The sequence below is a fragment of the Calothrix sp. CCY 0018 genome (assembly GCF_963920925.1).
GTDB lineage: Bacteria > Cyanobacteriota > Cyanobacteriia > Cyanobacteriales > Nostocaceae > Rivularia.
Genome location: NZ_CAWUDI010000010.1, coordinates 88,335 through 113,531, shown reverse-complemented (window position 1 = coordinate 113,531; position 25,197 = coordinate 88,335). Strand labels below are relative to the sequence as shown.

The window sequence follows — 25,197 nt, the reverse complement described above, 5'->3', positions numbered from 1 at the left end:
CACCTGAATTAATTTATACTATATTAAATATAAATTATCAGGTAAAATATATTCAATCTAAATACTCTTCAAAATCTCATAAATCCCCCGATAAACCATTGATAATTCCTCATCAGTAATACAGTAAGGCGGCATTATATAAAGTACATTTCCCAAAGGACGTAAAAGCAAACCTTTTTCTAAAGCTTTTTCTCTAATTTGCAAACCAACTTGATTCAAATATCCCGATTCTTGCTTATTCACAATATTCATTGCAGCAATCGTACCCGTTACCCGTAACTTTTCAATTTTAGAATTATCTTGTAAAATTTCAAAATGCTGTAAATGTTTCGCTTCCATACTGCTAAATTTAGATTGATTTTCTACCATTAATTCCAAAGAAGCTAAAGCAGCAGCACATCCTAAAGGATTTGCCGTGTAACTATGACCGTGATATAAGGTTTTTATGGGGTCATCGCTGTAAAAAGTATCGTAGATTTTCTCAGAACATATTGTTACTGATAAAGGTAAAAATCCCCCGGTAATACCTTTGGATAAGCAAATTATGTCTGGAGTTACTTGACTTTTGATGCAAGAAAACCAATCTCCAGTTCTACCAAACCCAGTCATTACCTCATCAAAAATCAATAAGGTATCAAATTGTTCAACTAATTGCTGCAATTTCCGTAAAAACTCTACCCTGCACATCCGCATTCCACCAGCACCCTGCACCAGTGGCTCAATAATAATGCCAGCATACTCTTGAGGATTTTGATTTAATTTTTCTTTTAAGCGAGTTAAAATTACTTCTTCCTTTTCTTCAATTGAAGTGTCACCGATATAAGTTTCGGGAAAAGGTGAAAAATCCACCTCAAACAGCATATTCGAGAAAACTTGAGAAAAAATAGATCGCGAACCTACAGACATTGCTCCAAAAGTATCGCCGTGATACGCTCCTTCAAAAGCAATAAATTTCTGACGCTGCTGCGAAAGATTTACCCAATATTGATAAGCCATTTTCAGTCCAACTTCTACAGCAGTTGAGCCGTTATCGGAAAAGAAAACCCGATTTAATCCTTCTGGAAGTTGTTTAACTAATTTTTCTGCGAGTGTTTCCGCTGGTTGATGAGTAAATCCAGCGAAAATTACCTGTTCCAATTCTTGTGCTTGACGATAAATCGCTTCAGCAATTTTAGGATGTGAATGCCCGTGAATATTTACCCACCAGCTAGAAATGCAGTCCATTATTTTGCGCCCATCTTCCAATTCCAGCCAAATTCCACGAGCGGATTTTACTTTTAAAGGTGGAGGAGATGTTTTTGCTTGGGTGAAGGGATACCAGATATGGGGGTGCATTGGGTATTTTTGGGGGGGTTGGGGATTGAAATTTGATTAAACCTGGCGATTTAAATCGCGGCTACACAGGCAAAACCCACCTTCGTGGGTTTGGGAAGAATATAATGTATGTTATCGAATTTGAATCAATTTTGAATCACCTGGCGATTCAAATCGCGTCTACACAGCCAAAACCCACCCGCGTGGGTTAAAAAAGAAGAACATAATGTATGTTATCGAATTTGAATCAATTTTAGTCCGCGCAGGCGGACTTCGTTTGTGTAGCCGCGATTTCCAATCGCCAGGTTCTAAATCACCAGTTTTTTAATTACCAATTTCAAAAACATTAATAACATGAGATCCAATTTCACCCAATTGTATTTACACGCCGTTTGGGCAACTTGGGATAGATTACCTTTAATCACCCCTGACATTCAAAAAAATATTTATGGTGCAATTATTAAACATTGCCAAGAATTGCGATGCACATTGATTGCTGTTGGTGGAGTTGAAGACCACATACATTTATTAACAGGTCTTCCTCCTACTTTATCAGTATCGAACTTTATCAAAAATATCAAAGGTAGTTCTTCACATCTTGTCACCCATGACATCAAACCGGGTGAATTTTTTAAATGGCAAGGAAGTTACGGAGCATTTACCGTCAGTCACGATGCTATAGATCAAGTAGCGAACTACATCAGAAATCAAGCAATTCACCATCAGCAAAAATCAATAATTCCAACTTGGGAATTAAATCACAGTTAATTCCTTTAACCCACGCAGGTGGGTTTTGCTTTGTGTAGCAGCGGTTTCAACCGCCAGATTATGTATATACAAATTGATAATTCTAACTTGGGAATTAAATCACAGTTAATTCCTTTAACCCACGCAGGTGGGTTTTGCTTTGTGTAGCAGCGGTTTCAACCGCCAGATTATGTATATACAAATTGATAATTCTAACTTGGGAACTAAATTACTAACTCCTTTAACCCACGCAGGTGGGTTTCTTTTTGTAGCAGCGGTTTCAACCGCCAGATTATTCAAACTATTTCCACCCACCAATCAAAAAATTAACCAAAAAACAAACATAATCTAACCATCAATTAACTTTCTCTTAAATTAGTGCTATAATAGTATTCTTGTCTGTAATCAAGAATCATAAATTATAATCCCCCTCTCCGAAAAAGAAGAAGGGGTTTATTGTGACGCACGCTTTTAAATAAATAGAGATAGGGAATTAGGCAGGAAAAATTCTTAGCCTTCGATTTGGTTCTTCCCCGAAGCTGTTTGATTTGAGTCGATAATGCTCGACTAATTCATGCTGCATTTTACGCACTTGCGAAGAACGCGGTAGTAATTCTACTGGCTGCCCCTTGGGAATTACTATTTGTTCTACCGCAAGTCTAGCTTCTTCTAAAGCGTCCATTTCATCATCGCTGCCGTTGTGAAGAAATAGCTGTAATTCATGCTCGTCACCAACTTCTGGTTCGTCGATATTTAATAAACGACGCAAACCACGAGTAATTTGTGGAATCGTGCTGGACTTGATCATGTGAATCGGCACTTGACGGGCTTTCGCCATTTGCCGCAATTTCGCATGGTTTTTGACGTGCGATCGCAATGCTAAAATTGCATCTGCACTATCAATATCTTTTGTTAACATTACTGGCAAATGAAGTACCCCAACTACCTGGTCTAGTTGACTGCGACTAACGCCGTAGGGGTAAATATGTAAGGGTAAATCTTCACCGTTTGGCCCGGAGTCCTTATGCCCATTGCTCTCAAAACCATTAGAGTTATTGAAAGATTGATCTAATAGGCGGTCAAATTCACTACGTCCGGAACCATTTCCATTTTGGTATTCCGCATTTAGTGGCACCAAAGGACGCATTTGCCCGGATGCTCTCCAACCATTGGTTCTATTAGAGCTTCGCCCGCGAAAAGTTTCTTCTCCTCGATCGGTTTGTGAGGCTCCACCGTTGATAGCGGTTAACTGACGGGCGATCGCCACCTTACCGCCATCATCTATGGTTCTCACCTGCGGGGTTGGCTGTCTTCCTCTCAAAAGATTATCTATAGTGTCAGCAACGCTTTCATGAACTACCCAGCGCTGCCTTTCCTGCATTTCCACTGCAATTTCAAAGGTAGGAGGCGCTTTGCGTTCCAAAACTGTTTTCTGAGAGCCTCGCCTTCTGGCTTCATCATCTCCCAGAGTTACAGCCTGTATACCTCCTACTAAATCTGAAAGTGTAGGGTTTTTTATCAAGTTTTCAATTTGATTACCGTGTGCCGTACCGATTAATTGCACGCCACGTTCGGCTATAGTACGAGATGCTAATGCTTCTAACTCCGTACCAATTTCATCAATTACGATTACTTCGGGCATATGGTTTTCCACTGCCTCAATCATTACTTGATGCTGCTCGGAGGGATGAGAAACCTGCATCCGTCTGGCTCTACCAATGGCTGGATGGGGAACATCTCCATCTCCAGCAATTTCATTGGAAGTGTCAATTATCACCACTCTTTTATCAAGATCGTCCGCTAAGACACGGGCTATTTCTCTTAAAACAGTAGTTTTTCCCACGCCTGGACGACCCAACATGAGAATTGATTGACCATTTTCGACTAAATCGCGGATCATGCTAATCGTTCCATATATCGCACGTCCGACACGACAGGTTAAACCTATAATCTTGCCGGTGCGGTTGCGAATAGCGCTAATCCGATGTAAAGTCTGCTCTATTCCTGCTCGATTATCTCCGCCGAAAGTACCTACTCGTACAATGCAATCGTCTATCTGTTGCTGAGTAACGGGTATTTCGCTTAGATATTCGGCTCCATCCGGGAATCGTGCTTCTGGGCGACGACCCAGATCCAAGACCACTTCTACTAAACTATCTCTTTGAGGATGCTGTTCGAGCATCTGCCTCAAATCTTGGGGCAATATCGCTAATAATTTTCGGAGATCGTCTGTAATCGTCATGCTTTTTATGGTGACGTTTTTAGAGATAGAGGACGACGAGCCAAAGCTCATCTGTCGCACTTAATCTTTGAGCTGGGAAACTAATTCGTGTGCAAGCGAAACGGCTTGCCAAAGCAGCGTGGGTTCTTCTTCGAGCTTTCGAGCAATTACTTTGACATCCTCAACATTCACCTCCTTTTCTTCTAATTTTTCCAAAACTGGTGAAAGCAGTTTTCGGGCATAGCTACCATAGGCAACACCGGCAATGGATGCTTCAGTTCTCGAACCTGATGTACGAGAGATAACATTATTCTCTCTCATATTCATACTTCTGTGGTTCTTTGATTCCTTCAACAATTTCATTGCCTTCAATTTTGGCACGGTGTAACTATTAGTACCACCTGCCAACTGCACATATCCTGGTATATTTGCTCTCAATACTTTGTTACCTAATTTCACAGCAGCTAATGTAGTGCCCGAGCCAATATCACCGCTCATCGACCTACCGTCGGTTTGCCATACATTCACGCAATTAAGCGGGGCGATCATATCATACAAATTATGTAGATAGTCAATCATCCCTTCACCATCAGGACAACTAATGGCTAATAACTTTAAATGCTCGGCATAGGTTGAAATTGTCTGCCACAACTCCTTAAATTCCGCCAAACGCCCGACAGCTGTATGAATTTCTACGGCATCTACTCCAGATTTCAGTATCAAAGGTGCGATTGCTCCATTAGCTGTTGCATAAGATACTGTCTCTATCTTACCATACGGACATACTGGAATGCAACGACCGCAGCCATAGCACTTATCGGACTGAACTCCAGTAAAGTTATATTTGATACTATCAAATGTAATTGCTTGTGCGGGACAAATGCGTTCGCACGGTCGGGAACAAGTAGAAGGACATTTAGTAGAATCAAATTCTGCTTTGCGGAAATGTGGATCTTCGCCATCATTTAAGCTAACCATTAACAAAGGTCTTCCTTGATAGGCAAAGCCTCGTTTCTGGGCCGCAACACCCAAAGTCGCAGCAGCTTGTAATCCTTCTTGAGCGGCAGCAATAACAGCCGGATCGGCAGCTACATCTATGCAGTCAGCACCAGCTAGCGTATAAGCTAATGTTAAACTTCTAACCGCAGGCAGATGTTGGAAGCTGGCTCCACAAATCAGCTTGAACCAGCGACCAACTTTTAGCGATAGTAGGGGGTTAAATAGATCGGTCACACTTCTATTATGCTACGTGACTGAAAAAATAGATGATGTAAATTCTTAATTTAATTACAATGCTCAAAAATTTCCCAGCGTTTTTTCTCTAGACGTATGTAAATCCCTGGTTGGTACGGTTGGAATTTCAATAACAAATTCTGTTCCATTTCCAAGAGTCGAATTATAAATTATTTTTCCCGAATGCTTCTCTACTATAATTTGGTAGCAAATAGATAATCCCAACCCACTGCCTTTGCCTACAGGCTTTGTGGTGAAGAAAGGATCGAAAATGAAAGAGCGAACCTTCTCTGGTATTCCCATGCCATTATCTGCGATAGAAATTCTCACACCACTATCGTTGTTAATTGCAGAAGTACCGATACAAATAGTATGAGCCTTAGTAAATCCTTCTCCCTTTTTTTTTGCTTGAGATTGTTCTGCTTGCAAATCTATTGCATCAACGGCATTATTTAACAAATGCATAAATACTTGATTTAGTTGGCTTGGATAACAAAAGATGGGCGGCAAATCCTCGTATTTTTTGATTATCTCTATTGAATCACGATAATTCGTTTTTCTAAACCGATGCTGCAATATTAGCAAAGTACTTTCTATGCCTTGATGAATATTAACTCGCTTGTAAGAAGCTTGGTCATGTCTGGAGAAGTTTTGTAAAGCTAGTACAATCGAACGGATGCGCTCTGCTCCTCTATACATTGCATCCATTAAAGATTGTGAATCATTTATCAAGAAATCGAGGTCTATCTCTTTTTCTATTTTCTGAATTCTCTTAGTAGAATTTGGATATTCCTGCTGATACGCTTCAACTAAATTAACTAAATCACCAACATAATCACGAACATATTCCAAATTACCGTAGATGAAGCTAACAGGATTATTCACTTCATGAGCAATACCTGCTACCAAATGTCCTAAAGCAACCATTTTTTCATTTTGGATTTGCTGTAATTGGGCTGCTTTCAAATCTTCTAAAGTTTTTTGTAAGTAAATATTTTTGTGATTGAGTTTGATTTGTAAAGAACGTAAATTAATTTGATTTTCTATTCTTGATATTACTTCTGCTGTATGGAAAGGTTTGGTTATATAATCCGAACCTCCTACATCAAAAGCTTTAACTTTATCTAAAACGTCATCTAGTGCGCTGATAAATATTATTGGAACGACCCTCGTTGCTTCGTCAGCTTTTAATTTTTGACAAACTTCATAGCCATTCATGTCTGGCATATTAATATCAAGTAAAATTAAATCTGGTAGAAGAATTTGACAAGCATTTAATGCCATTTTACCGTTCAAAGCTTTGCGAACTTCGTAACCTTTTGTTGTTAATATCGCCGACAAAACACGCAAATTGTCTGGAGTATCATCTACTAATAATATATTTAATTTGTCATTTATATGAGAATACATTTGCTACCTAAAAATAAACTTTTGAGATTGTTATTTTTGCAAAAATATTTGAATAAATAATTAAATCTATTGCCATTTCATTTACCACTGAAACAGTATAATCCACAGTACCTATACTGATAAAACTTACTTCAATGCTAGATTCTACTTTAAGTCATGGTTAAGACTCCATCACTCTATATAACTAGCACAATAGAGTTAGGTAATCTTTGCTACTGACATATTTACTTTTATTCGTCCTCTTTTATAAGTATATTAGATAACAAACTTATTTTTCATTGGTTGTACTGCATTTGCCTATTTATTCACCATTGAAGTGCTGCCAACATCAAATCCAGCATTAGCTCTGGCTCCATTGGTACAGAAAATAAATTTCCTTGAGCAAAATTACAATTTAACTCTCGAATTTGCGATAATTGTTCGGAAGTTTCAACCCCTTCAGCAATTGCTTTCATCCCCATCGAATGAGCTATACCAATCATTGCTGGAACCAAACCCATGTTTTCATGGTTTTTCTGCATTAAACTTAAAAACGATTTATCTATTTTAAGAGTATTCAAAGGAAAGTTATGTAAATAGCTTAAAGAAGAATAACCAGTACCAAAATCATCCATAGTTAACTTAATCTTTCTCTGTTTTAGTTCTTGAAGAGTTGTTTTTACATCCACGTTATTTTCCATAATTACACTTTCTGTGATTTCTAGTTCTAAAAAAGCAGGATTAATTTTAGTTTCGTAAATAATTTGGTCAATTTGAGCAAGAAAGTTTGGCTGTAAAAATAATTTTGCGTTCAAGTTGACACTGATATGTAAAGGTTTTGGAACTACTGGATGATTTTGCCAAATACGTAATTGATTGCAGGCTGTTTTTAATACCCAAGTATCTATAGCATGAATTAAACCTGTTTCTTCTGCTACAGGTATAAATTCCGTCGGTAAAATTAAACCTTTGAGCGGGTGTTGCCAGCGGACAAGTGCTTCAAATCCAGCAATTTTACCTGTATCCAAAGATATTATTGGCTGATAGTAAACAATTAATTCTTGCTTATTTACTGCTCTTCTTAGATCGTTTTCTAGCTCTAATATTTGGATAGCTTCCTGATGCATCTGAGGATCGAAAACGTGGAATCTTCCCCTACCTAATGCTTTTGCACGATACATAGCTGTATCAGCATCTCGAAGTAGATATTCTGGTTTTTCATAATTATTATTACCCCAATTTATACCTATACTTACATTAACAAATGCCTGGTATCTAGATACATTAAAATGTTGATTTAAAGAGTTGATGATACGTTCAGCAATGGAAGTTACCATCTCGATATCCGAAACATTTTCTAAAAGAATGCCGAATTCATCGCCGCCCAATCTTGCTAATGTATCAAATGGTGATAAAGAAGTTTGCAAGCGTTCGCCTATCGCAATCAGTAATTTATCTCCTACTAAATGCCCTAAAGAATCATTAATATTTTTGAAGCGATCGCAGTCTATAAAAAGTACGGCAAAGTGATAGTCAGATTCTAATTTAGCGCGATTTAATGCTTGTTCTAATCTATTTAAAAAAAGTACTCTATTCGGTAGGCTAGTTAAATTATCGCGCAAAGCACTTTCAAGTAGTTTAGTTTGCAACTCCTGGCTAGTATTAATTTCTCTTTGAAGTTTTTGTAGAGTATTTTCCAGTTCTATGGTACGCTGTTTAACTCTTTCTTCAAGTCGATCGTTAAGCTTTAAGATTTCTAATTTAGCGCTTCTTAAATCAAGCTGATTTTGCACTCTTACTATCACTTCTGCAAATTCAAATGGTTTAGTAATATAATCTACACCCCCTATTTTAAAGGCTTTGACTTTATCGAAAATATCGTCTAATGCGCTGATAAAAATAATTGGTATATCGGCGGTTGCAACATTTGCTTTAAAACGCTGACAAATCTCATATCCGTCTACCTCCGGCATCATAATATCGAGTAAAATCAAATCTGGCAATTGAGTTTGGCAAGCAGTAAAAGCCATCTGCCAGTTTAATGCTTTACGAACTTGATAACCGACTCTAGCTAGAATTGAAGATAAAATTCGGAGATTATCTGCTGTATCGTCAATAATTAAAATGTCTTGATAACTACTGTCTGACAAGCCATTACCTGTATTGTTTGGAGTCAATGCCATAATTTATTCAAGCTATTATTAAAAGCTAAATTTCTAAACTTTAATCATCATTGGCTCGCTTCAATTTTGAATTTCATATTTTTAATTGATAAAGCCATTTAAATAACTGTTATAACTTTAAAAGATGTTTTCTTCATTAGACATCTCCGGTTAGGAAAAAAACCTCTCTCCAAACCACTAAAGCTGCAAGGAGAGAGGCTTTAAAACCCCACTTCCCTGCTCCGGGAAGGGGGGCAGGGGGGTTAGGTAAATCTGTAAATTTAAAACCATATAAATGTTTTCCGGAGATGTCTATTACATTGCGATCAATGGAAGTTGGAATCGACTTGGCTAACATTTTTGTACTAATGTATTAAACAATCAATACGTAATTAATGTAAGTATTTTTTTACTCAGTATACTTATAAAATAAATTACATCTGTATAGTATTATCCAAATTCATAATATCTGTAATGTATATCAAACTACAAATAACTTAAAAATAATATTGTCTTTTTTACTTAAAATATCTTTATAGTCTTAGCTAACTAATAGTTATTTTGATTAGAATCTAAAAAGAATATATATCAAAATAAATTGATATGATAATAAAGAGTCGGAGAGCAGCATAGGTGTTGCTTAATATAAATTACAAGTAATCGTTTATGGACAAAAAAATTAGCTGCCCTTCATGCAAAATAATTACGCGAAAAAAGGCAGCAATATATATTTATATAGTTATTTACTTAACTTGATTTTTTTCTTGAGATGCTTCTTGGTTATCGTAAAGCGGGGTTTGATCGATTCCACCGACTTTGTTTAGAGGCCAAAAACGAAGTACGGCACGACCAATAATATTTTCGCGAGGCACAACACCCCAACAACGGCTATCGTAGCTACTCCCACGATTATCTCCTAATACTAAATAGGAACCAGATGGAATAGTCTGAGTTTTAGATAGAAATGGCTGTACGGGTGCTGAGGTACAAACATCAACCGATGTATTTTGTACGCCACCGAGGTATTTCTCTTCTTGTAGCGGCTTATCATTTATGTATACTTTGCCATCTTTTAGCTGTACCTTGTCTCCAGGTAAACCAATTATCCGCTTAATAAAGGCATCTTGAAATTGCTCTTTTTGTAGTTCTTCTGTAGGAGAAAAGACTACAACGTCTCCCCGCTGAGGAACAGAAAAGTTATAACTTAACTTATCAACAATTATTTTGTCTGCCTCCCACTGATTTGGAGTACCGTGCAAAGTTGGTTCCATCGAGCCAGAAGGAATCCATCGAGCTTCAGCAACAAAGGTGCGAATCGAAAGAGCAAGCACGATGCTTAATCCGATTGTTTTACCTAATTCAAAAAACCAGGAATTGTCGGGTTGTTGGTTAGAGTGGCGGTCAGACACTGGATTTCGCATGTAATTACTTAAGTAGAAACTAAATTATGCTCCAAAAATAAGGCTATTGCTAGGGAGACTGCATTTACTTATCTTAACTGTACAAAGATGCTGTTAGGGGTTATGTTGTCATGTTGACGCAGTTATTTGTAATTGAGAGCTTAGACATTCTTCGTTGTAAATAGCACATAGTGGCTAACAAGCAAGTCCTAACCACAAGTTTAACTTCAATCGCGATAGCTGTATGTCAAAATTTACTGTTATTTAAGCCAGGTGTATCATGTCACCTCCTAGTTTACTAATTCGCCGTGCGAGAATTATTTTACCTTCGGGTGAATTTATTGTTGGGGATGTGCTAACGCGCGATCGCCAAATTGTTAAAGTTTCACCGTCAGAGATTGCGGACGAAATACCTACCCAAGTGATTGACGCTGATGGGTTAACTTTGTTGCCAGGAGTCATCGACCCCCAAGTACATTTTCGGGAACCGGGGCTGGAACATAAGGAAGACTTGTTTACTGCTTCTTGTGCCTGTGCCAAAGGTGGAGTGACTTCATTTTTGGAAATGCCTAATACTCGCCCTTTAACTATCAATCAAGAAGCCTTAAATGACAAGCTACAGCGTGCTGCTAGTAAGTGCCTTGTTAATTATGGCTTTTTTATTGGAGCAACTACAGATAATTTGTCCCAATTGTTACAGGCTGCTCCCACTCCAGGCATCAAAATTTTTATGGGATCTATGCACGGCCCTTTGTTGGTAGATCCTCAACAAATACTGGAAGGAATATTTGCTAATGGCGAAATTTTAATTGCAGTTCATGCTGAGGATCATACTAGACTCAAACAGCGTAGAGAAGAGTTTGCCAATATTCATGATGTTGCTATTCACTCACAGATACAGGACAATCAAGCAGCATTGATCGCAACTCGCAGAGCATTAAAACTTTCTCAAAAATATCGTCGTCGGCTACATATTTTACATATGTCTACCGCAGAGGAAGCAAATTTACTCCGCGAAGATAAACCTAGTTGGGTAACGTGCGAGGTAACACCCCAACATTTATTGTTGAATACGACTGCTTACGAAAAAATAGGCAGTTTGGCGCAAATGAATCCACCTTTGCGAACATCTCATGACAATCAAGTGCTTTGGCAAGCTTTGTTAGATGGGGTAATTGATTTCATTGCAACGGATCATGCACCTCATACTTTGGAAGAGAAAGCGCAAACTTATCCTAAATCTCCTTCGGGAATGCCTGGAGTAGAAACTTCCCTACCTCTAATGTTAACTGCCGCAGTTGAAGGACGTTGTACTGTTGCTCAGGTTGTTAATTGGATGTCAACTGCTGTGGCTTCTGGTTACTCGATTCCTAATAAAGGAGCAATTGCCCCAGGTTATGATGCCGATTTAGTGCTTGTAGATTTAAACTCGCGCAAAAAAGTTAGAGGTGAAGAACTCGCTACTAAATGCGGTTGGAGTCCTTTTGAAGGCTGGAATCTAACAGGGTGGCCGGTAACAACTATTGTTGGTGGTGAATTAGCCTTTCACCAAGGTGAGTTAAACATAAAAACTAGAGGTAGAGCTTTAACTTTTAAACGTTAAAACTGATGTTATTTCAGATTTAATCACGGCAAGCGCTTGGTGTTATTTACCGAGCGCTTTATTTGTCTGCAAAGAATTATCGGAATTTCAAACAAATATCTTTTTAAAGGCACTAATTAACAAAACTTTAAGTCAATTACGGATACCAAGAGTATATTTACCAGTTAGCATAATGTACTTTTGCTGTATTTAGTTGCTATTTATACTGAATAATATATAAAAATCCATACTTCTTACTAAGTAAATATTCCCCTTATACTTTTTTTATTCGTAGCTTAATATTTATTTTTAAGTATTTATTGCATTTGACAAACTAAAAAAATGTGGATATTGCGATTGTTTAAAGTCTGCAAAACTACTTAACTATAAAACGGCTATTTAATCTCATCTTTATTTATTACCCTTCAAATACTAGCGTTTTTGCTTACGGGCAATCACTCAGGCTTATCAATAATAAACGTGTCAAACTGAACACAAATTTCAATAGCGCGATTTTTTTATGACGTAATTTTCCTTTGAATAGGCAGTTATTAGAATTATTACCTCGAAAAAACACTGAAATTATTTAGGTATTTAGATAATTTATTTAGGATTGGGGTATCACCCTCCCTTGTTAAGTTCAACTTGGTTTGGCATGATACTTACTCAATCTCCTTAAGTAGTATAAAATCAATGCTTGAAAAAATAATATGTCTTTCGATTTTGTAAACCTATTGGCAGAAGTAATGGTTATTAGAATTACAATGTGCTGCAATTCTTGTGATGAAAGAGGAAGTGGTAGATAGAACAAGTAAAAAAGAGGCGATGGGACTAATTCCGCGCCGCTGAAGGTAATTGCTAATAATTGTGTTCTTTGCTTAAGGTGAGAATTTTTTTGTCAAGAGTGCAATTGAATGGAGTGATTTGGGCAAAACGTGCAGAGTTAGCATCTTCAAGGTATTGGTTTTCGCTTTCGGTGGTTAAATGTATACTGAGATAAGCAGAAGGTTTATAAGGCATTCGTTGCGCCCATTCGATAGCTACTATTCCCGGCACAACCTCTATCCCTTCCCAGTAAGAATCGAGATTTAACGCGATTATTTCCGCAGCTTCTAAACGATATAAATCAAGATGGTAAAGAGGAAGTTGTGCTTGAGTATATTCATTAATAATGGTGAAGGTAGGGCTGACGATTGGTTCATCAATACCTAAAGCTTCACCTAAGCCTTGAACTAAAGTCGTTTTGCCAGCCCCTAAATCGCCTTCTAGTAGAATCACGCTATTGCAAGAAAGCGTTTCACCCAGAATCATACCTAAGCGTTGAGTTGCGAATGCGTCTTTAAGAAAAATTTTCATCTTGTATTTTTTATGTCGATTAGAGAATTATCGTAATTTTGAAATTTGCCATCAATCAACGGACAAAAAAACTACCTAAATCTAATTTTCAGGTAGTTTTTTATTCTTGCTTACAATTCCTCCTATTCCCTATTTCCTGTTCCCTATTCCCTATAATTTGATTCTTAGCTAATTAACATATTCTTTGCCAAACAATTTGTATAACTTTCGCATTCCTTTAGGAGTTCCACTATACCAACGGAAGATAACCTGTGCTAACCGCTCGTGATCGTGACGCACGCAACCTGTTTCATCTTCATTCATTACGTTGGCTGAAACTACTCTACGTCCGCTTTTAGTTACCGCTTCGCGATCTAAAAATACAGGATGGGAATCTTCTTTGGCGTAGCGGATAAGAGCGCGGGCAGAAGGAGATTTCTGGTGTACTAAAACTGCATCAAACAGCTTTTGTCCGCAGGCTTCATCAATAGATTGAATATGATTGGCAACCGTATATCCTTGGGTTTCTCCCGGTTGAGTCATGATATTACACACATATATTTTTGGCACGGATGTTGCAGCGATCGCACTGGTAATTTCGGGTACCAAAAGATTGGGGATGACGCTGGTGTAAAGACTACCCGGACCCATGATAATATAATCGGCATCTTTGATTGCTTTTATAGCAGCTGGTAAAGCAGGCGGATTTGCCGGAGTACAGCCTAGTTTAACTACTTTACCTCCAGCTTTAGTAATTTTTGATTCACCCTCAATGCGACGACCGTCCGCTAATTCTGCCCACAAACGTACATCGCTAAGAGTCGCTGGAAGCACTTGACCTCTAATAGCCAGAACTTTGGAACTAGCTGCAACACCCCGTTCTAGGTCGCCAGTAATTTCACTCATTGCTGTCAAGAACAAGTTACCAAAACTGTGACCGCTTAAACCGTCTCCAGCGCTAAAACGATATTGAAATAACTCCGTTAATAATTTCTCTTCATCTGCCAAAGCTGCCAAACAATTACGAATATCTCCCGGTGGTAATACGCCAAATTCCTCGCGTAAGCGACCACTAGAACCACCATCATCAGCTACAGTAACAATAGCGGTGATATTCGCACTGTAAGTTTTGAGTCCTCTTAATAAAGTGGAAAGTCCGGTTCCCCCACCAATAACAACAATTTTTGGTCCTCTATATAGTTTGCGATGAGCTAAAAGTACATCAACTAATTCTTCATCATTCCCTGGTTTTAATACCTGAGTAATAGAACCTACCGTGCGGCTCTGTCCCCAAACCAGCAACAGCAAACCGCCAATCATCACTACAGGTCCGCTAATGTAAGAAGGTATAGTATTTGTGATTAATAGGAGTCCGCGTCGAATTAGCTTCAGCACCCAATAGATCGGCGTATATCCGCTCCAAATAGCTAAACCCAGACCAGATAGGACTATGCCCGCAACACTAATTAAGAACCAACGTTTAACCGATAACCCAGGAGATAACCACTTAAACCACTGATTAACTCGATGGGGAGTCCGACGGCGCGACTGTTGTTGCATAACGTTGAGGGCTTGTTTAATAAAACCAATTGACATATATCGCAATTGTAAGCAGTGGTCTAAACAGTAATTAATTGAAAATTTACACTAAGAGCATTCAAATTTAAGAATGTAATTATTACAATTTTTAATTCTGATTGACTGAACTCATGTAATTAACCTAGCGGAAAAAAGCCGTGAAATTACTATAGTTATATGAAAAGACAGTAAAGTAAATGCAAAGAAAAATTTTAGGCTTAGATCCAGGATTTGCAATTTTAGGTTTTGGAGTAATTATATGCCAAAAAGATGAAGTTAACTTATCTACTGATTCAGTAGAACTACTGGACTTTGGGGTTATTACTACGCCTGCTAACACTCCATTAGAGCAAAGACTATGTACTATTTACGATGACCTACATACTGTAATAGAACAATTTAAACCAGATTTGGTAGCGATTGAAAAATTTTTCTTCTACCGGATGTCAAACACTATCTTAGTTGCTCAAGCCAGAGGAATCATCATGCTGGTATTGGGACAACATCGTTTACCTATCGTAGAATTTGCACCTTCTCAAATTAAACTAGCTTTGGCCGGTTACGGTAAAGCTGAAAAACATGAAGTACAGGAAGCAGTAGCCCGAGAGCTTGACTTAGACTACATTCCTCGCCCTGATGATGCTGCTGATGCTTTGGCGATCGCCCTAACTGCATGGTTCCAATCTTAAAGTATTATGAATATGCAGATAAATGCTTTTAAGTTTACGAAAGTATTTTTACATATCGATTTGGATTAATAAATAATTAAAAAATAATAAAATAATAAAATAATAAAATAATAAAATAATAAAGTTTATGCTTTTTGTCAAAAAACATTCATGGAGAAGGCGATTTTTGGAAGAGTAGGTTAAATTGCGGTGAAGACTCTAAATCTTTTTCGCTGTGCTTCTTGATTCCAATTGATATTTTCCCAAAAACACTTTTCTTAAAGAATCTTCACGGGAAATGTTACCATTCTTGTCCTAAAAAGAAGATATCTATCAAGAAATTTTCTTGCCTTTTCTAATTAGTTGAAAATAAAACCAGATCCTAACTGCGTTTCATAGCTTAATTTTTATGCAAATTTATTTAGATTACAGCGCTACAACTCCTACTCGCCCAGAAGCAATTAACGTCATGCAAGCTGTGTTAACTCAAGGATGGGGAAATCCTTCTAGCTTGCATGAATGGGGACAGCGAGCCGCAACTATTTTAGAACAAGCTAGAATGCAGGTTGCTAGTTTGATTAACGCACCAGCCGAATCCATAATCTTTACTAGTGGCGGTACGGAAGCGGATAATTTAGCAATTATGGGAGTTGCTCGTTTATATAGCAAACCCCAACATATTATTATTTCGAGCGTAGAACATTCCGCCGTTTCAGAACCTGCAAAGTTGCTTGAAAGTTGGGGTTGGGAAGTTACTTATTTAAGTGTTGATAGTAAAGGTAGAGTTAATCCTTCACATTTGCAAGCAGCTTTGCAAGACAATACCGTTTTGATTTCGATTATTTACGGACAAAGCGAAGTCGGCACCGTACAGCCGATTGAAGAAATAGGTAAAATTGCTCGCAGTGCTGGAATTTTGTTTCATACCGATGCCGTGCAGGCAGCAGGAAGATTGCCCATAGATTTGAATAAATTACCAGTAGATTTACTGAGCATTTCCAGTCATAAAATATATGGGCCTCAAGGTGCCGGAGCATTGTATATTCGTCCTGGAGTAAAGTTAGTACCCTTACTTAATGGTGGTGGACAAGAAATGCGATCGCGCTCCGGAACTCAAGCCGTACCGATCGTTGCTGGGTTTGGGGTAGCAGCAGAGTTGGCAGCCCAAGAATTACCAGTGGAAACACCAAGGTTAATTGAATTGCGCGATCAACTATTTTCGCAATTAGCCGATGTAAAAGGTTTAATTCCCACAGGAGATTTGATACAGCGTTTGCCGCACCACGCAAGTTTTTGCTTAGAATACGCCGATGGAGAAAAAATTAGTGGAAAAACCATCGTCCGTCAATTGAACCTAGCAGGAATAGGTATAAGTGCTGGTTCAGCCTGTCATAGTGGTAAACTAAGTCCCAGCCCCGTATTAACTGCAATGGGATATTCCGAAGCAGCAGCAATGGGAGGTATTCGCATCACCCTCGGACGTTACACCACACAAGCAGATGTTGACTGGGTAGCAATGGTATTAAAGCAACTTATGAGTCGCCTTGAAATTCGTCATGCCCTCGTTGCGAACTAGGGGATAAGGCAGAGGGGGGAGAGGGGGTAGAAATAACTTCTAACTCCTAACTCCTAACAACTAACAACTAACAACTAACAACTAACAACTATCTTTTGATATGTCTGAACTTCCAAGAACATTAGAAGACGCAATCGTTCAAGCACGTATTGCAACTCAAGCCGCCCTTGCAGATGGCTATACTCGTTTACAGGTTGAGTTATTGTTTCCGGAATTAAAACCATTACCTATAGCGCAACAATTTTTACCAGCTTTTGATGAGTATGGTGACAAACTAAAGATTTTCTTTGCTGATGCTGGTAGTGCAGCTCTGGCTCGTCGCGATTGGAATGAAGTACCTTTTCAACTGATAGATATTGGTACTGGTAGGATGGTTTCATTAGAGTCAAAAGTTCAACCAGAAGACGAAATTTTCTTGTTTGTTCAACCTACTTCGGTGGAGGTACCGCAGCTAGAAAAGGTATGCGAAATAATAGGGGAACATCGTCCTTTTGTAATTTTTGCTCCTCGTTTGGAAGATTCGAGTATAGTCGGTATCGGTTATGCAGCCAGACAAATTCGCCAGCGTTTTATCAATACAATTGAATCTTGCTATTATATACGTCCAATATTTGAAGAAGCTGCTGTATATCGTTGTTATCCAGGATTATGGGAGGTTTGGGTAGAAAAAGATGGTGATTATGTTCGTGTTGCTGAATTACCATCAAAGCCCTCTGGTGATGAATTAGACGCGATTTTATCCGATGGGCAACCGCAAGGGGAAGGCGAACCCGTAGCAGCTACGAGTAAAAATGTATTTAAAGGTTTGCAGCGATTTGTTAGGGCTTTGAGAAGTTAGATTTTATTCTTGCAGAAACCGGGTTTTTATTATTTATGAGATGAAAAATTATCTTGTTAAACTTGGAATTCCCGTTTACGTTAAGCAAAAAATGCAGGATTATCAATGTTCAATTATCAATTACCAATGAACAATAATTGATAATTGAACATTGACTTAATTCGTTCGTAACGGAGCATTCAACACTTTACTAATTCTTTGCCGTGTTTCTAGTAAATGCGCCTTTGTATATTCATCGTCGGATTTTGCATCGTCTAATTTTTCACCTAGTTGACGCAATTTGTACCATGCTAAGGTACGGGCATCTTCGGGTACGTTAACTTTTCGCAACACCATATTAGTTAAAATGTCTAAATATTTTCGCTGCAATCCCCGACGCAAGCTGGAAATTTCGATGTCTTTATCTTTTGGTTTCAAGACTTCTGTCCAAATACTGTCTTGAAGGGTATTAAATAGCTCTGGTAATGTCAGTGCTTCTCCTGACTTACTTTTCAACTCAATATCCTTAAGACGAGAAAGGCGATCGCTCGAAAGTAAATCGTACAAAACCATATTCTGCATGAATAGTACTAAGTCGTGGATGGGATAGTCCAACCGACCAATTTGAGGATTGCTTCCCCAATGCCGCCAGCGTGATGGTGCTAATTTATTCAGCAGTTCGGGGGAGAAGTTAAAAGCGTCTTCGGCAAAGATATACTCTCGCAATACTTCTAAGGCTTTGCGCTGTTTTTCGACGGGTACTGGTTCAAATGGCAAACGAGTTTGGTCTTTACTGGCGTAAACTCGGTAGAATGACTGTCCGCCAATATATTTTGATGTGTAGTAAATTTGTTGAAAATAGTTACTTAATACTGCACCAAAGCGATCGCGCACGTCGCTGTAACTTTCTCCTTCCAAGGGATATCGTTTGTTAATTCTATCCCACATTTTACGAGCGTTGTCCATCTGCCATTGAGAATAAAGCAGTACATTAGAACTATTATCCCAGGCATCGGCTGTGGGATCTAAGTCGTATACGTCTTCATCTGTGGAATAACTATATTCGGGTTTATAAGATTCGGAAGCTATTTTGCGTAATACTGGCTCTTCGGCTTTAGTATTTGCGGCTTTTATCTGAGAGTAACCGTATTTTACCGCCCATGCATCGTATGGCCCAATAATGCTGGGAAAATAATCTCCCTGCTTGACGCTTTCTGGGGCAATATTGGGAGGAATATAGTCCATGACGGAAGCTACTTGTCCCCGAGTACGAGTAATACTTCTGTTATTCATTTCTTTGGGAGACAGCATAGTGCTACCTCGGAAGTTATGTCTCAAACCCAAGGTATGCCCGACTTCATGAGCAACAATCAACCGTAGATATTGGTGAAGATACTCTTTGGTTTCCTGACTCGTGGGCGGTAAGTCTCGCAGCAAAGAAATCGCTAATTTTCCGTAGCCAAATTGGTTGGTGGCTTCGGTTCCGTAACAAAGGTCGTATTTGCTAGCTAATGTAGATAAACGCTGTACTACTCCTTCTAATGGAGTTAATTCTTCGGAATCTCTATCTTCTGCTTCTAAATTATTGCTACACAATAGCCGACTTTGCATCATCGCCGACAAAGAAGTAAGGTTTTTCGACTCGGTAGGTTGAACCATTTGTCGATAATCTTTCTTCAAAGAACTAACTAAACTCGCATCGATCAAAATATCTGCGTCTAGAATTTCTCCAGTCAAAGGATTAACGCGGGATGGCCCCATCGCAAAATATCCGTCAACTGTATTAATCCAGCGAATCGTATTGTAACGAATATCTGATGGGTCCCAAGTGGCACTGTCGGGCATTTGCTTGACTTGAATGGCATCTTTAAACCCAGCGGCTTCAAACGCCCGATTCCACATCAAAACGCCTTCTTTAATAGCTTCCCGATATTCGTAGGGTGTAGCGTTATCTATCCAGTAAACAATCGGTTTTTTCGGTTCGGAAATAGTCGCGTTAGGATATTTCTTTTCCAAATTCCACCGATTTACATAGCGTACAAATGGGTCGCTGGGGTCTTTTGTAGATAAATCTTGATAAGCTGTAATGAAATAACCGACTCTTTCATCGGCTAAACGGGGACGGTAATTATTCTCTGGTAGTTGAGAAAGACTGTAGTGAAGCTTGAGAGTAAAACCACGCTTGTCGGCTAAGGTTCTAAATTTAGGACTTGTTAACTTGCTGCTACCAGTCCCCGAAAAGTTCAAAATTGACTGAACTTCCATATTGTGGGGAAAAACTTTAGCACTACCAAAATAAGATGAATCTTTACTTCCAGGAACTCCCAAACTCGAAGATAATCCAGCTAAATCTGTAAGCAATAAATCCCCTAGATCGATCAGCACGCTCTGACGCTGGGGATGAATGCTTTCAATTTTTACTTGATAAAGAACAGAATCGCTAAAAGACCTAGCCAACGAACGAGCTTGCGGATCTCCTTCCTGGGTACGGAAGTTCACGTTACGAACTACGAAGTGTAACTTATCATTTACCCGCTCAAAGTAAAACAGAAAATCCTGTAAAGGCATTCCACTGTAAATTCCAGCTTCACCAATACCCGACTCTAAAGTTGCTGTTGCTAAATAATTTTTCTTAAATTGTGTTGGTTGAACTTCTAAATATATTTTATTTTTTTCTTTATCCCGGTAAAGGGTAAACAAACCTTTGGAAACTTCTGTATCTTTAGTAACTTTATCAAAATTTTTAAAGCTATCTTTTGTTGGTGGTGTCGGTTTATTCGCAGGCTTTTTTTCTGCTTTATTTAATTGCAATAAAGGCTGTTGTGCTGCCTTTTTAGTATCATTAACTACCCAATTAAATGGCTCTGGCTGTACTTCTTTCTCCCCAAGTACCCATACTTTTCCTGGTGATAATTTTTCAATATGAGTAGGATTAATTTTGTTTAATGCACTGCGATAAGCCGGAGGCTTGACGCTTGGCGTATCGCGCTGCTTATCTAAAGGCTGCGAATCTTGCATAGCTCCATCTAACGTTACTGCCTCTTGAGCCGTTGCAGCTAGTGACTTGATCCCAAAACTTGCTACCGCCAAATACAAACCCTGTAACAAAATTAAATAAACACTCTTTTTCTTCATCCGAATAATCTCCGGGCTACTTAGCCTAATTCATTTGCAATGCTTACAGAGCATGAAGCCATACCAGTCGCTCTCCCCTAACTTACTTACCTTAATATATGGTCGATTTTTAAAAGTAAAAATATATTAAATGCCTTATATCAAGCAGAAAAGTTTTTAGTTTTTTTGTCCCTTTTTATTGTAGTATTCTGACAAACAATTGCTTCTGTATCAAACATTGTGTATTAAGAACGAAAATATAGCAAAAAATATACTGGGAAGATAGCATAACAATCAAATCTGGGAAATTCCGTTTTTGAGATTCTAATAGTTGGAGGAAAATAATTTGTATAACAACGGTCATATAGCCGTTATTATACCCAATTTTAGATTAGTTAGTCGTAGTAAATCATACTACTAACTTTTTGTTTGAAAACCTACTGAGTTCAAGAAAATATTCAGATAAGCTCTTTTTGACTGGCAACTATTAAGTATTAAAAGATACAAATGGTGCAAATAGAATTTCTCAAGCAACTTTGGAGAAATTGTGTGAAGCAGTCTCGATCCGAAGACGTGCTTGATACAGCATCCGGAGAAAGTAAAATAATTGCGATTGCCGCATTTCCCGATCGCTTGCCTTCAGAAATAAAATATAAAGAAAATGATTTGCTTTCAATGAGTTTTGAAGAAAAACTACAGGCAAATTTAATTAAGTGGGCGCAAACGAGCAATATTACATCTAACATAGATGAGCAGCAGTTTTACCAAGATATTTATGCAATATTTTCAAATATTGCATTAAAACCAGAAGTTGTGGAATCTGCAATCGAGCGGTTTATAGCCAGCGAAAAGGCAAACCCAGTAAATCTTTTTAGAAAACTATCAGATTTTTACAATCGCTGGTGTGATGGTGAATTTATTGATGCTGCACCAGAAAATAACTTGCCTCAAAAGCAAATGTTGCAGTTGCGATCGCACAACATTAATATTGCGCTGCGAAAAGTAGATATAAATACGGGACTGAATGTAATGATTTTGCTGTTAGAATTACACAGAATTCGAGAGCAAAGTCATAAAATAAAAGCTGAATTTACTTTTTATCCATCTGGAAAGCCGGATAGCGATAAGTTTTTCACATCTAAGCTGCTGCGGGTAATTAACTATAGCGATTCTGTGGAAATAGGTAATTTTAGTAACGTAGTTGGCGCATTTTTACAAGCTGCCCTGTTAGAAAGCGTTTATTTAGGGGATGCCAACCTTACAGGTGCTAATTTGAGCAGTGCTAAACTAGTTGGTGCTTATTTGGGTGACGCTAATCTGACGGGAGTACAAGCCAAAAAAGCAAATTTTGCTGACGCTAATCTTGGTGACGCAAATCTAAGCGGAGCCTTGCTTAGAGAAGCCAATCTGACTCATTGCGACTTGACTCATTGCAATTTGAGCGGTGCGGATTTGAGCGGTGCGGATTTGAGCGGTGCCGATTTAAGCTATGCAAATCTAGCTGGTGTGAACTTAGCTGGTGTGAACTTAGCTGGTGCTAATTTAACTAGCGCAAATCTTCGAGATGCAGAATTAAGTGGCGCTAACCTGAAAAATTCCATTGTTTTCGGGGCAAATTTGAGCGATGCAAATCTAATTGGTGTGGATTTGAGCTATGCCGACTTATGTCGCGCCGATCTTAGCGGCGTGAATCTTAGAGGCTCTACCCTTAAAGGTACAAATCTTAGCGACTCTTTGATGTTCGGTACTAACTTTACCGAAGCTATATTACTGGCAGCCGATCTCAGCTATGCCAAACTTAATGGAGCTAATCTCAACGGCGCAAATTTGCAGGGAGCAATTATTTTAGGTGCAGATTTAGGAGGTGTGGATTTAAGTAAAGTGATTCTTGCGCGTGCTGACTTGAGTGGAGTCACTTTGAGTGAAGCTGATTTGAGCGGTGCGGATCTCAGCGATGCGATTTTACTTGGTACCGATCTAAGTTATGCCAATTTACAGAGTGCTAACCTCAGCGGTAGTAATCTAACTGGGGCTATTTTTTACGGTGCTGACTTGAGCGATACCAACCTTAGCTATGCGATTCTTGGTGGTGCCGATTTAAGTGAAGCTAACTTGGAAAATACCAGTTGGAATGAAAATTTGGAATGGGAAAATGTTCGCGGTTTGGATAAAGCCTTAAATGTTCCTCAAGCTTTAAAAGAAAAATTAAGGCTTTAGGTTGGACTTTAGCAAAATCTAAACTTTACCTATGTTTACATTTATTAAGCAAATGGTTAAAAATCTTTGCGAAAGTTGCCTTGGGAAATTTGTTTGATAATAAGTTCTGATATGCTGCTACAAGCATGGCAATCAAAAAGGAGAACACTGTGGCAATGGAATCAAATATCCTAGCAGGTAATCAAGTAGCCCGTGAAGAATTTAGCGAATACGTTGCTCACTTGCAATTTCATATGACTCTACAGGCACGTAATCTGGTTCCAAGCTTAAAACAGAATTCGATTGACAGCCGTGGAGAACTACTTCATCAAACTCAGGCTGATTGTGAAAAGATTATTTCTAGACAGGTATTATAAGCGATTAACTAAACTTAACAAAACTCAAATACAATGAAAACAGTTCTTGTTGAGAATATTTGCTTATTATTCTCTTTAAGGGCTGTTTTTTATGGTCGAGTGAGCAAAATCACTCTTTTGACTCAACGGTTAACAACGTCAAGCCGTTAATATAATTAGCAGTACTTCTTAGTAATTACATTATATTTAAGGCTTAAGGTTGGAACTAGGATGAAAATGACATCATTACTTTCCCAGAATATTAATAATATCGTTATTCGACCAGTTCAATACCGGGATTTGGATGATATCGAACGTCTCTCCCAAGAGTCATTCGCAGCCCAAAACCTATCGTCAGAACATTTTGCGACGCAGCAGGCAGAAAAACTACGTCGTAATTTTGGATTGCTGAAATTTTTAAGCTGGTTTCCGAACCCCTTACAGCATCGTCTTTGCGCTTATGTAGCCGAACAAGGACGTACTATGCTGGGAATTGTTCAGATATCGCCATTCAATAAAACACGCAGTACTTGGCGCGTAGATCGGGTGATGCTGGAGAAATCTGTGAACAAGCAGACAATTGGCTCTCAACTTTTGCGCTACTGCTTTGAATCGATTTTAGAAGCTCGAACCTGGATTTTAGAAGCCAACATCAACGATAAAGAAGGCTTAGCCCTTTATCGGCAAAACGGATTTCAGCGTTTGGCTGAAATGACATACTGGGAAGTTGAACCAGAATTACTAGCTTCTTTGGCACAAGCTGAACCAGATTTACCCAATCTGCTACCTGTAAGTAATGCAGATGCTCAGTTGCTGTATCAACTAGATACCGCATCAATGCCGCCTTTGGTACGCCAGGTATTCGATCGCCAAACTCATGACTTTAAAACTGGCTTGATTGGAGCTTTAGCGGATGCAGTTAAGCAGTGGTTGACAAAATCAGAAATAGTTAGCGGTTACGTATTTGAACCCCAAAGAAAAGCCGCAATTGGTTACTTCCAACTGAGAATCGATCGTAAAGGAGAAGCAGCACACCTTGCCACCTTAACCGTTCATCCGGCATATACTTGGCTGTATCCAGAGCTACTATCTCAGATGGCTCGCATTACTCAAGATTTTCCTTGCTCTTCCCTAAAAGTTGCTTCAGCAGATTATCAACCAGAAGGAGAAGAATATCTGGAGCAAATCGGAGCAAGTCGTATAGAACATACATTAATCATGTCTCGTTCCGTATGGCACAAAGTACGGGAATCTAAATTCGTTTCCTTAGAAGGAATTCAGCTACCAGAAATGCTTCAAGGATTGCAACCAGCACGTAAACCCATACCCGGTGGAATGTTATGGAAGCAAGAAAAAAAATTAGAAATGTTAGAGAGAGCAAAATTAAATCAATTAAACAAATTACCCAAAGATAATATTGCTCTGCCATACACAAAAAGTAATGTAGAAGAAAACAACCAACTGCCTTCAACCGACACACAGGAGTCATAACTTGGTTCCGCAACAGGA

The 25,197-nt window shown here is 38.6% G+C and carries 17 protein-coding genes; 8 read left to right on the top strand and 9 right to left on the bottom strand.

The window, feature by feature from the left end:
* Window positions 1–57: 57 nt before the first annotated feature.
* The gene (gene bioA, locus ACM03V_RS09795) at window positions 58–1,335 is read right to left on the bottom strand and encodes an adenosylmethionine--8-amino-7-oxononanoate transaminase (RefSeq protein WP_414620576.1); all 1,278 of its coding nucleotides are present in this window, start codon (window positions 1,333–1,335) and stop codon (window positions 58–60) included.
* A 333-nt stretch (window positions 1,336–1,668) separates the two neighbouring features.
* Here bioA and tnpA point away from each other — a divergent pair, with 333 nt between their 5' ends.
* Window positions 1,669–2,082, top strand: a complete 414-nt coding sequence (gene tnpA, locus ACM03V_RS09790; protein WP_414620575.1) for an IS200/IS605 family transposase — start codon at window positions 1,669–1,671, stop codon at window positions 2,080–2,082.
* 472 nt (window positions 2,083–2,554) lie between these two features.
* Here tnpA and ACM03V_RS09785 read toward each other — a convergent pair whose 3' ends face one another.
* The 5 genes from ACM03V_RS09785 to lepB all read right to left on the bottom strand — a co-directional run bounded on the left by ACM03V_RS09785 (window position 2,555) and on the right by lepB (window position 10,487).
* Window positions 2,555–4,303 carry a R3H domain-containing nucleic acid-binding protein gene (locus ACM03V_RS09785; protein WP_414620574.1) on the bottom strand — a complete coding sequence of 583 codons (1,749 nt, stop codon included), beginning with the start codon at window positions 4,301–4,303 and terminating at the stop codon, window positions 2,555–2,557.
* 60 nt (window positions 4,304–4,363) lie between these two features.
* Window positions 4,364–5,515, bottom strand: coding sequence for a circadian clock protein LdpA (ldpA, locus tag ACM03V_RS09780; RefSeq protein WP_414620573.1), 1,152 nt, complete (start codon window positions 5,513–5,515; stop codon window positions 4,364–4,366).
* A gap of 63 nt (window positions 5,516–5,578) precedes the next feature.
* On the bottom strand, window positions 5,579–6,925 hold the full coding sequence (locus tag ACM03V_RS09775; RefSeq protein WP_414620572.1) for a response regulator: 1,347 nt from the start codon (window positions 6,923–6,925) through the stop codon (window positions 5,579–5,581).
* A gap of 305 nt (window positions 6,926–7,230) precedes the next feature.
* A complete protein-coding gene (locus ACM03V_RS09770) occupies window positions 7,231–9,087 on the bottom strand; it encodes an EAL domain-containing protein (RefSeq protein WP_414620571.1) in 1,857 nt (618 codons plus the stop codon).
* Between the two features lie 722 nt (window positions 9,088–9,809).
* A complete protein-coding gene (gene lepB / locus ACM03V_RS09765; protein WP_414620570.1) occupies window positions 9,810–10,487 on the bottom strand; it encodes a signal peptidase I in 678 nt (225 codons plus the stop codon).
* A gap of 256 nt (window positions 10,488–10,743) precedes the next feature.
* Between lepB and ACM03V_RS09760 the strand changes: the two genes are divergently transcribed.
* A complete protein-coding gene (locus ACM03V_RS09760; RefSeq protein WP_414620641.1) occupies window positions 10,744–12,069 on the top strand; it encodes a dihydroorotase in 1,326 nt (441 codons plus the stop codon).
* 837 nt (window positions 12,070–12,906) lie between these two features.
* Here ACM03V_RS09760 and tsaE read toward each other — a convergent pair.
* Both tsaE and ACM03V_RS09750 read right to left on the bottom strand, forming a co-directional pair.
* Entirely contained in the window at window positions 12,907–13,404 is a 498-nt protein-coding gene (tsaE, locus tag ACM03V_RS09755) for a tRNA (adenosine(37)-N6)-threonylcarbamoyltransferase complex ATPase subunit type 1 TsaE (RefSeq protein ID WP_414620569.1), read from the bottom strand.
* Window positions 13,405–13,572: 168 nt separating this feature from the next.
* Complete coding sequence (locus ACM03V_RS09750) at window positions 13,573–14,979, bottom strand: gluconeogenesis factor YvcK family protein (protein WP_414620568.1); 1,407 nt, start codon at window positions 14,977–14,979, stop codon at window positions 13,573–13,575.
* A gap of 179 nt (window positions 14,980–15,158) precedes the next feature.
* Between ACM03V_RS09750 and ruvC the strand changes: the two genes are divergently transcribed.
* The 3 genes from ruvC to ACM03V_RS09735 all read left to right on the top strand — a co-directional run bounded on the left by ruvC (window position 15,159) and on the right by ACM03V_RS09735 (window position 18,043).
* Window positions 15,159–15,650, top strand: coding sequence for a crossover junction endodeoxyribonuclease RuvC (gene ruvC / locus ACM03V_RS09745; protein WP_414620567.1), 492 nt, complete (start codon window positions 15,159–15,161; stop codon window positions 15,648–15,650).
* A gap of 388 nt (window positions 15,651–16,038) precedes the next feature.
* Window positions 16,039–17,205: a cysteine desulfurase family protein gene (locus ACM03V_RS09740; protein ID WP_414620566.1), complete on the top strand. Its 1,167-nt coding sequence runs from the start codon at window positions 16,039–16,041 to the stop codon at window positions 17,203–17,205.
* A gap of 100 nt (window positions 17,206–17,305) precedes the next feature.
* Entirely contained in the window at window positions 17,306–18,043 is a 738-nt protein-coding gene (locus ACM03V_RS09735) for a DUF1995 family protein (RefSeq protein WP_414620565.1), read from the top strand.
* A 156-nt stretch (window positions 18,044–18,199) separates the two neighbouring features.
* On the opposite strand, the gene ACM03V_RS09730 is transcribed toward ACM03V_RS09735, so the two are convergent.
* Window positions 18,200–21,157 (bottom strand): zinc-dependent metalloprotease, encoded by a 2,958-nt coding sequence (locus tag ACM03V_RS09730; RefSeq protein WP_414620564.1) that lies wholly within the window; start codon window positions 21,155–21,157, stop codon window positions 18,200–18,202.
* A gap of 486 nt (window positions 21,158–21,643) precedes the next feature.
* On the opposite strand from ACM03V_RS09730, the gene ACM03V_RS09725 reads away from it, so the two are divergent.
* The 3 genes from ACM03V_RS09725 to ACM03V_RS09715 all read left to right on the top strand — a co-directional run bounded on the left by ACM03V_RS09725 (window position 21,644) and on the right by ACM03V_RS09715 (window position 25,179).
* Entirely contained in the window at window positions 21,644–23,353 is a 1,710-nt protein-coding gene (locus tag ACM03V_RS09725; RefSeq protein WP_414620563.1) for a pentapeptide repeat-containing protein, read from the top strand.
* Window positions 23,354–23,508: 155 nt separating this feature from the next.
* Complete coding sequence (locus tag ACM03V_RS09720) at window positions 23,509–23,709, top strand: hypothetical protein (RefSeq protein ID WP_414620640.1); 201 nt, start codon at window positions 23,509–23,511, stop codon at window positions 23,707–23,709.
* 216 nt (window positions 23,710–23,925) lie between these two features.
* On the top strand, window positions 23,926–25,179 hold the full coding sequence (locus tag ACM03V_RS09715) for an N-acetyltransferase family protein (RefSeq protein WP_414620562.1): 1,254 nt from the start codon (window positions 23,926–23,928) through the stop codon (window positions 25,177–25,179).
* Window positions 25,180–25,197: the final 18 nt, after the last annotated feature.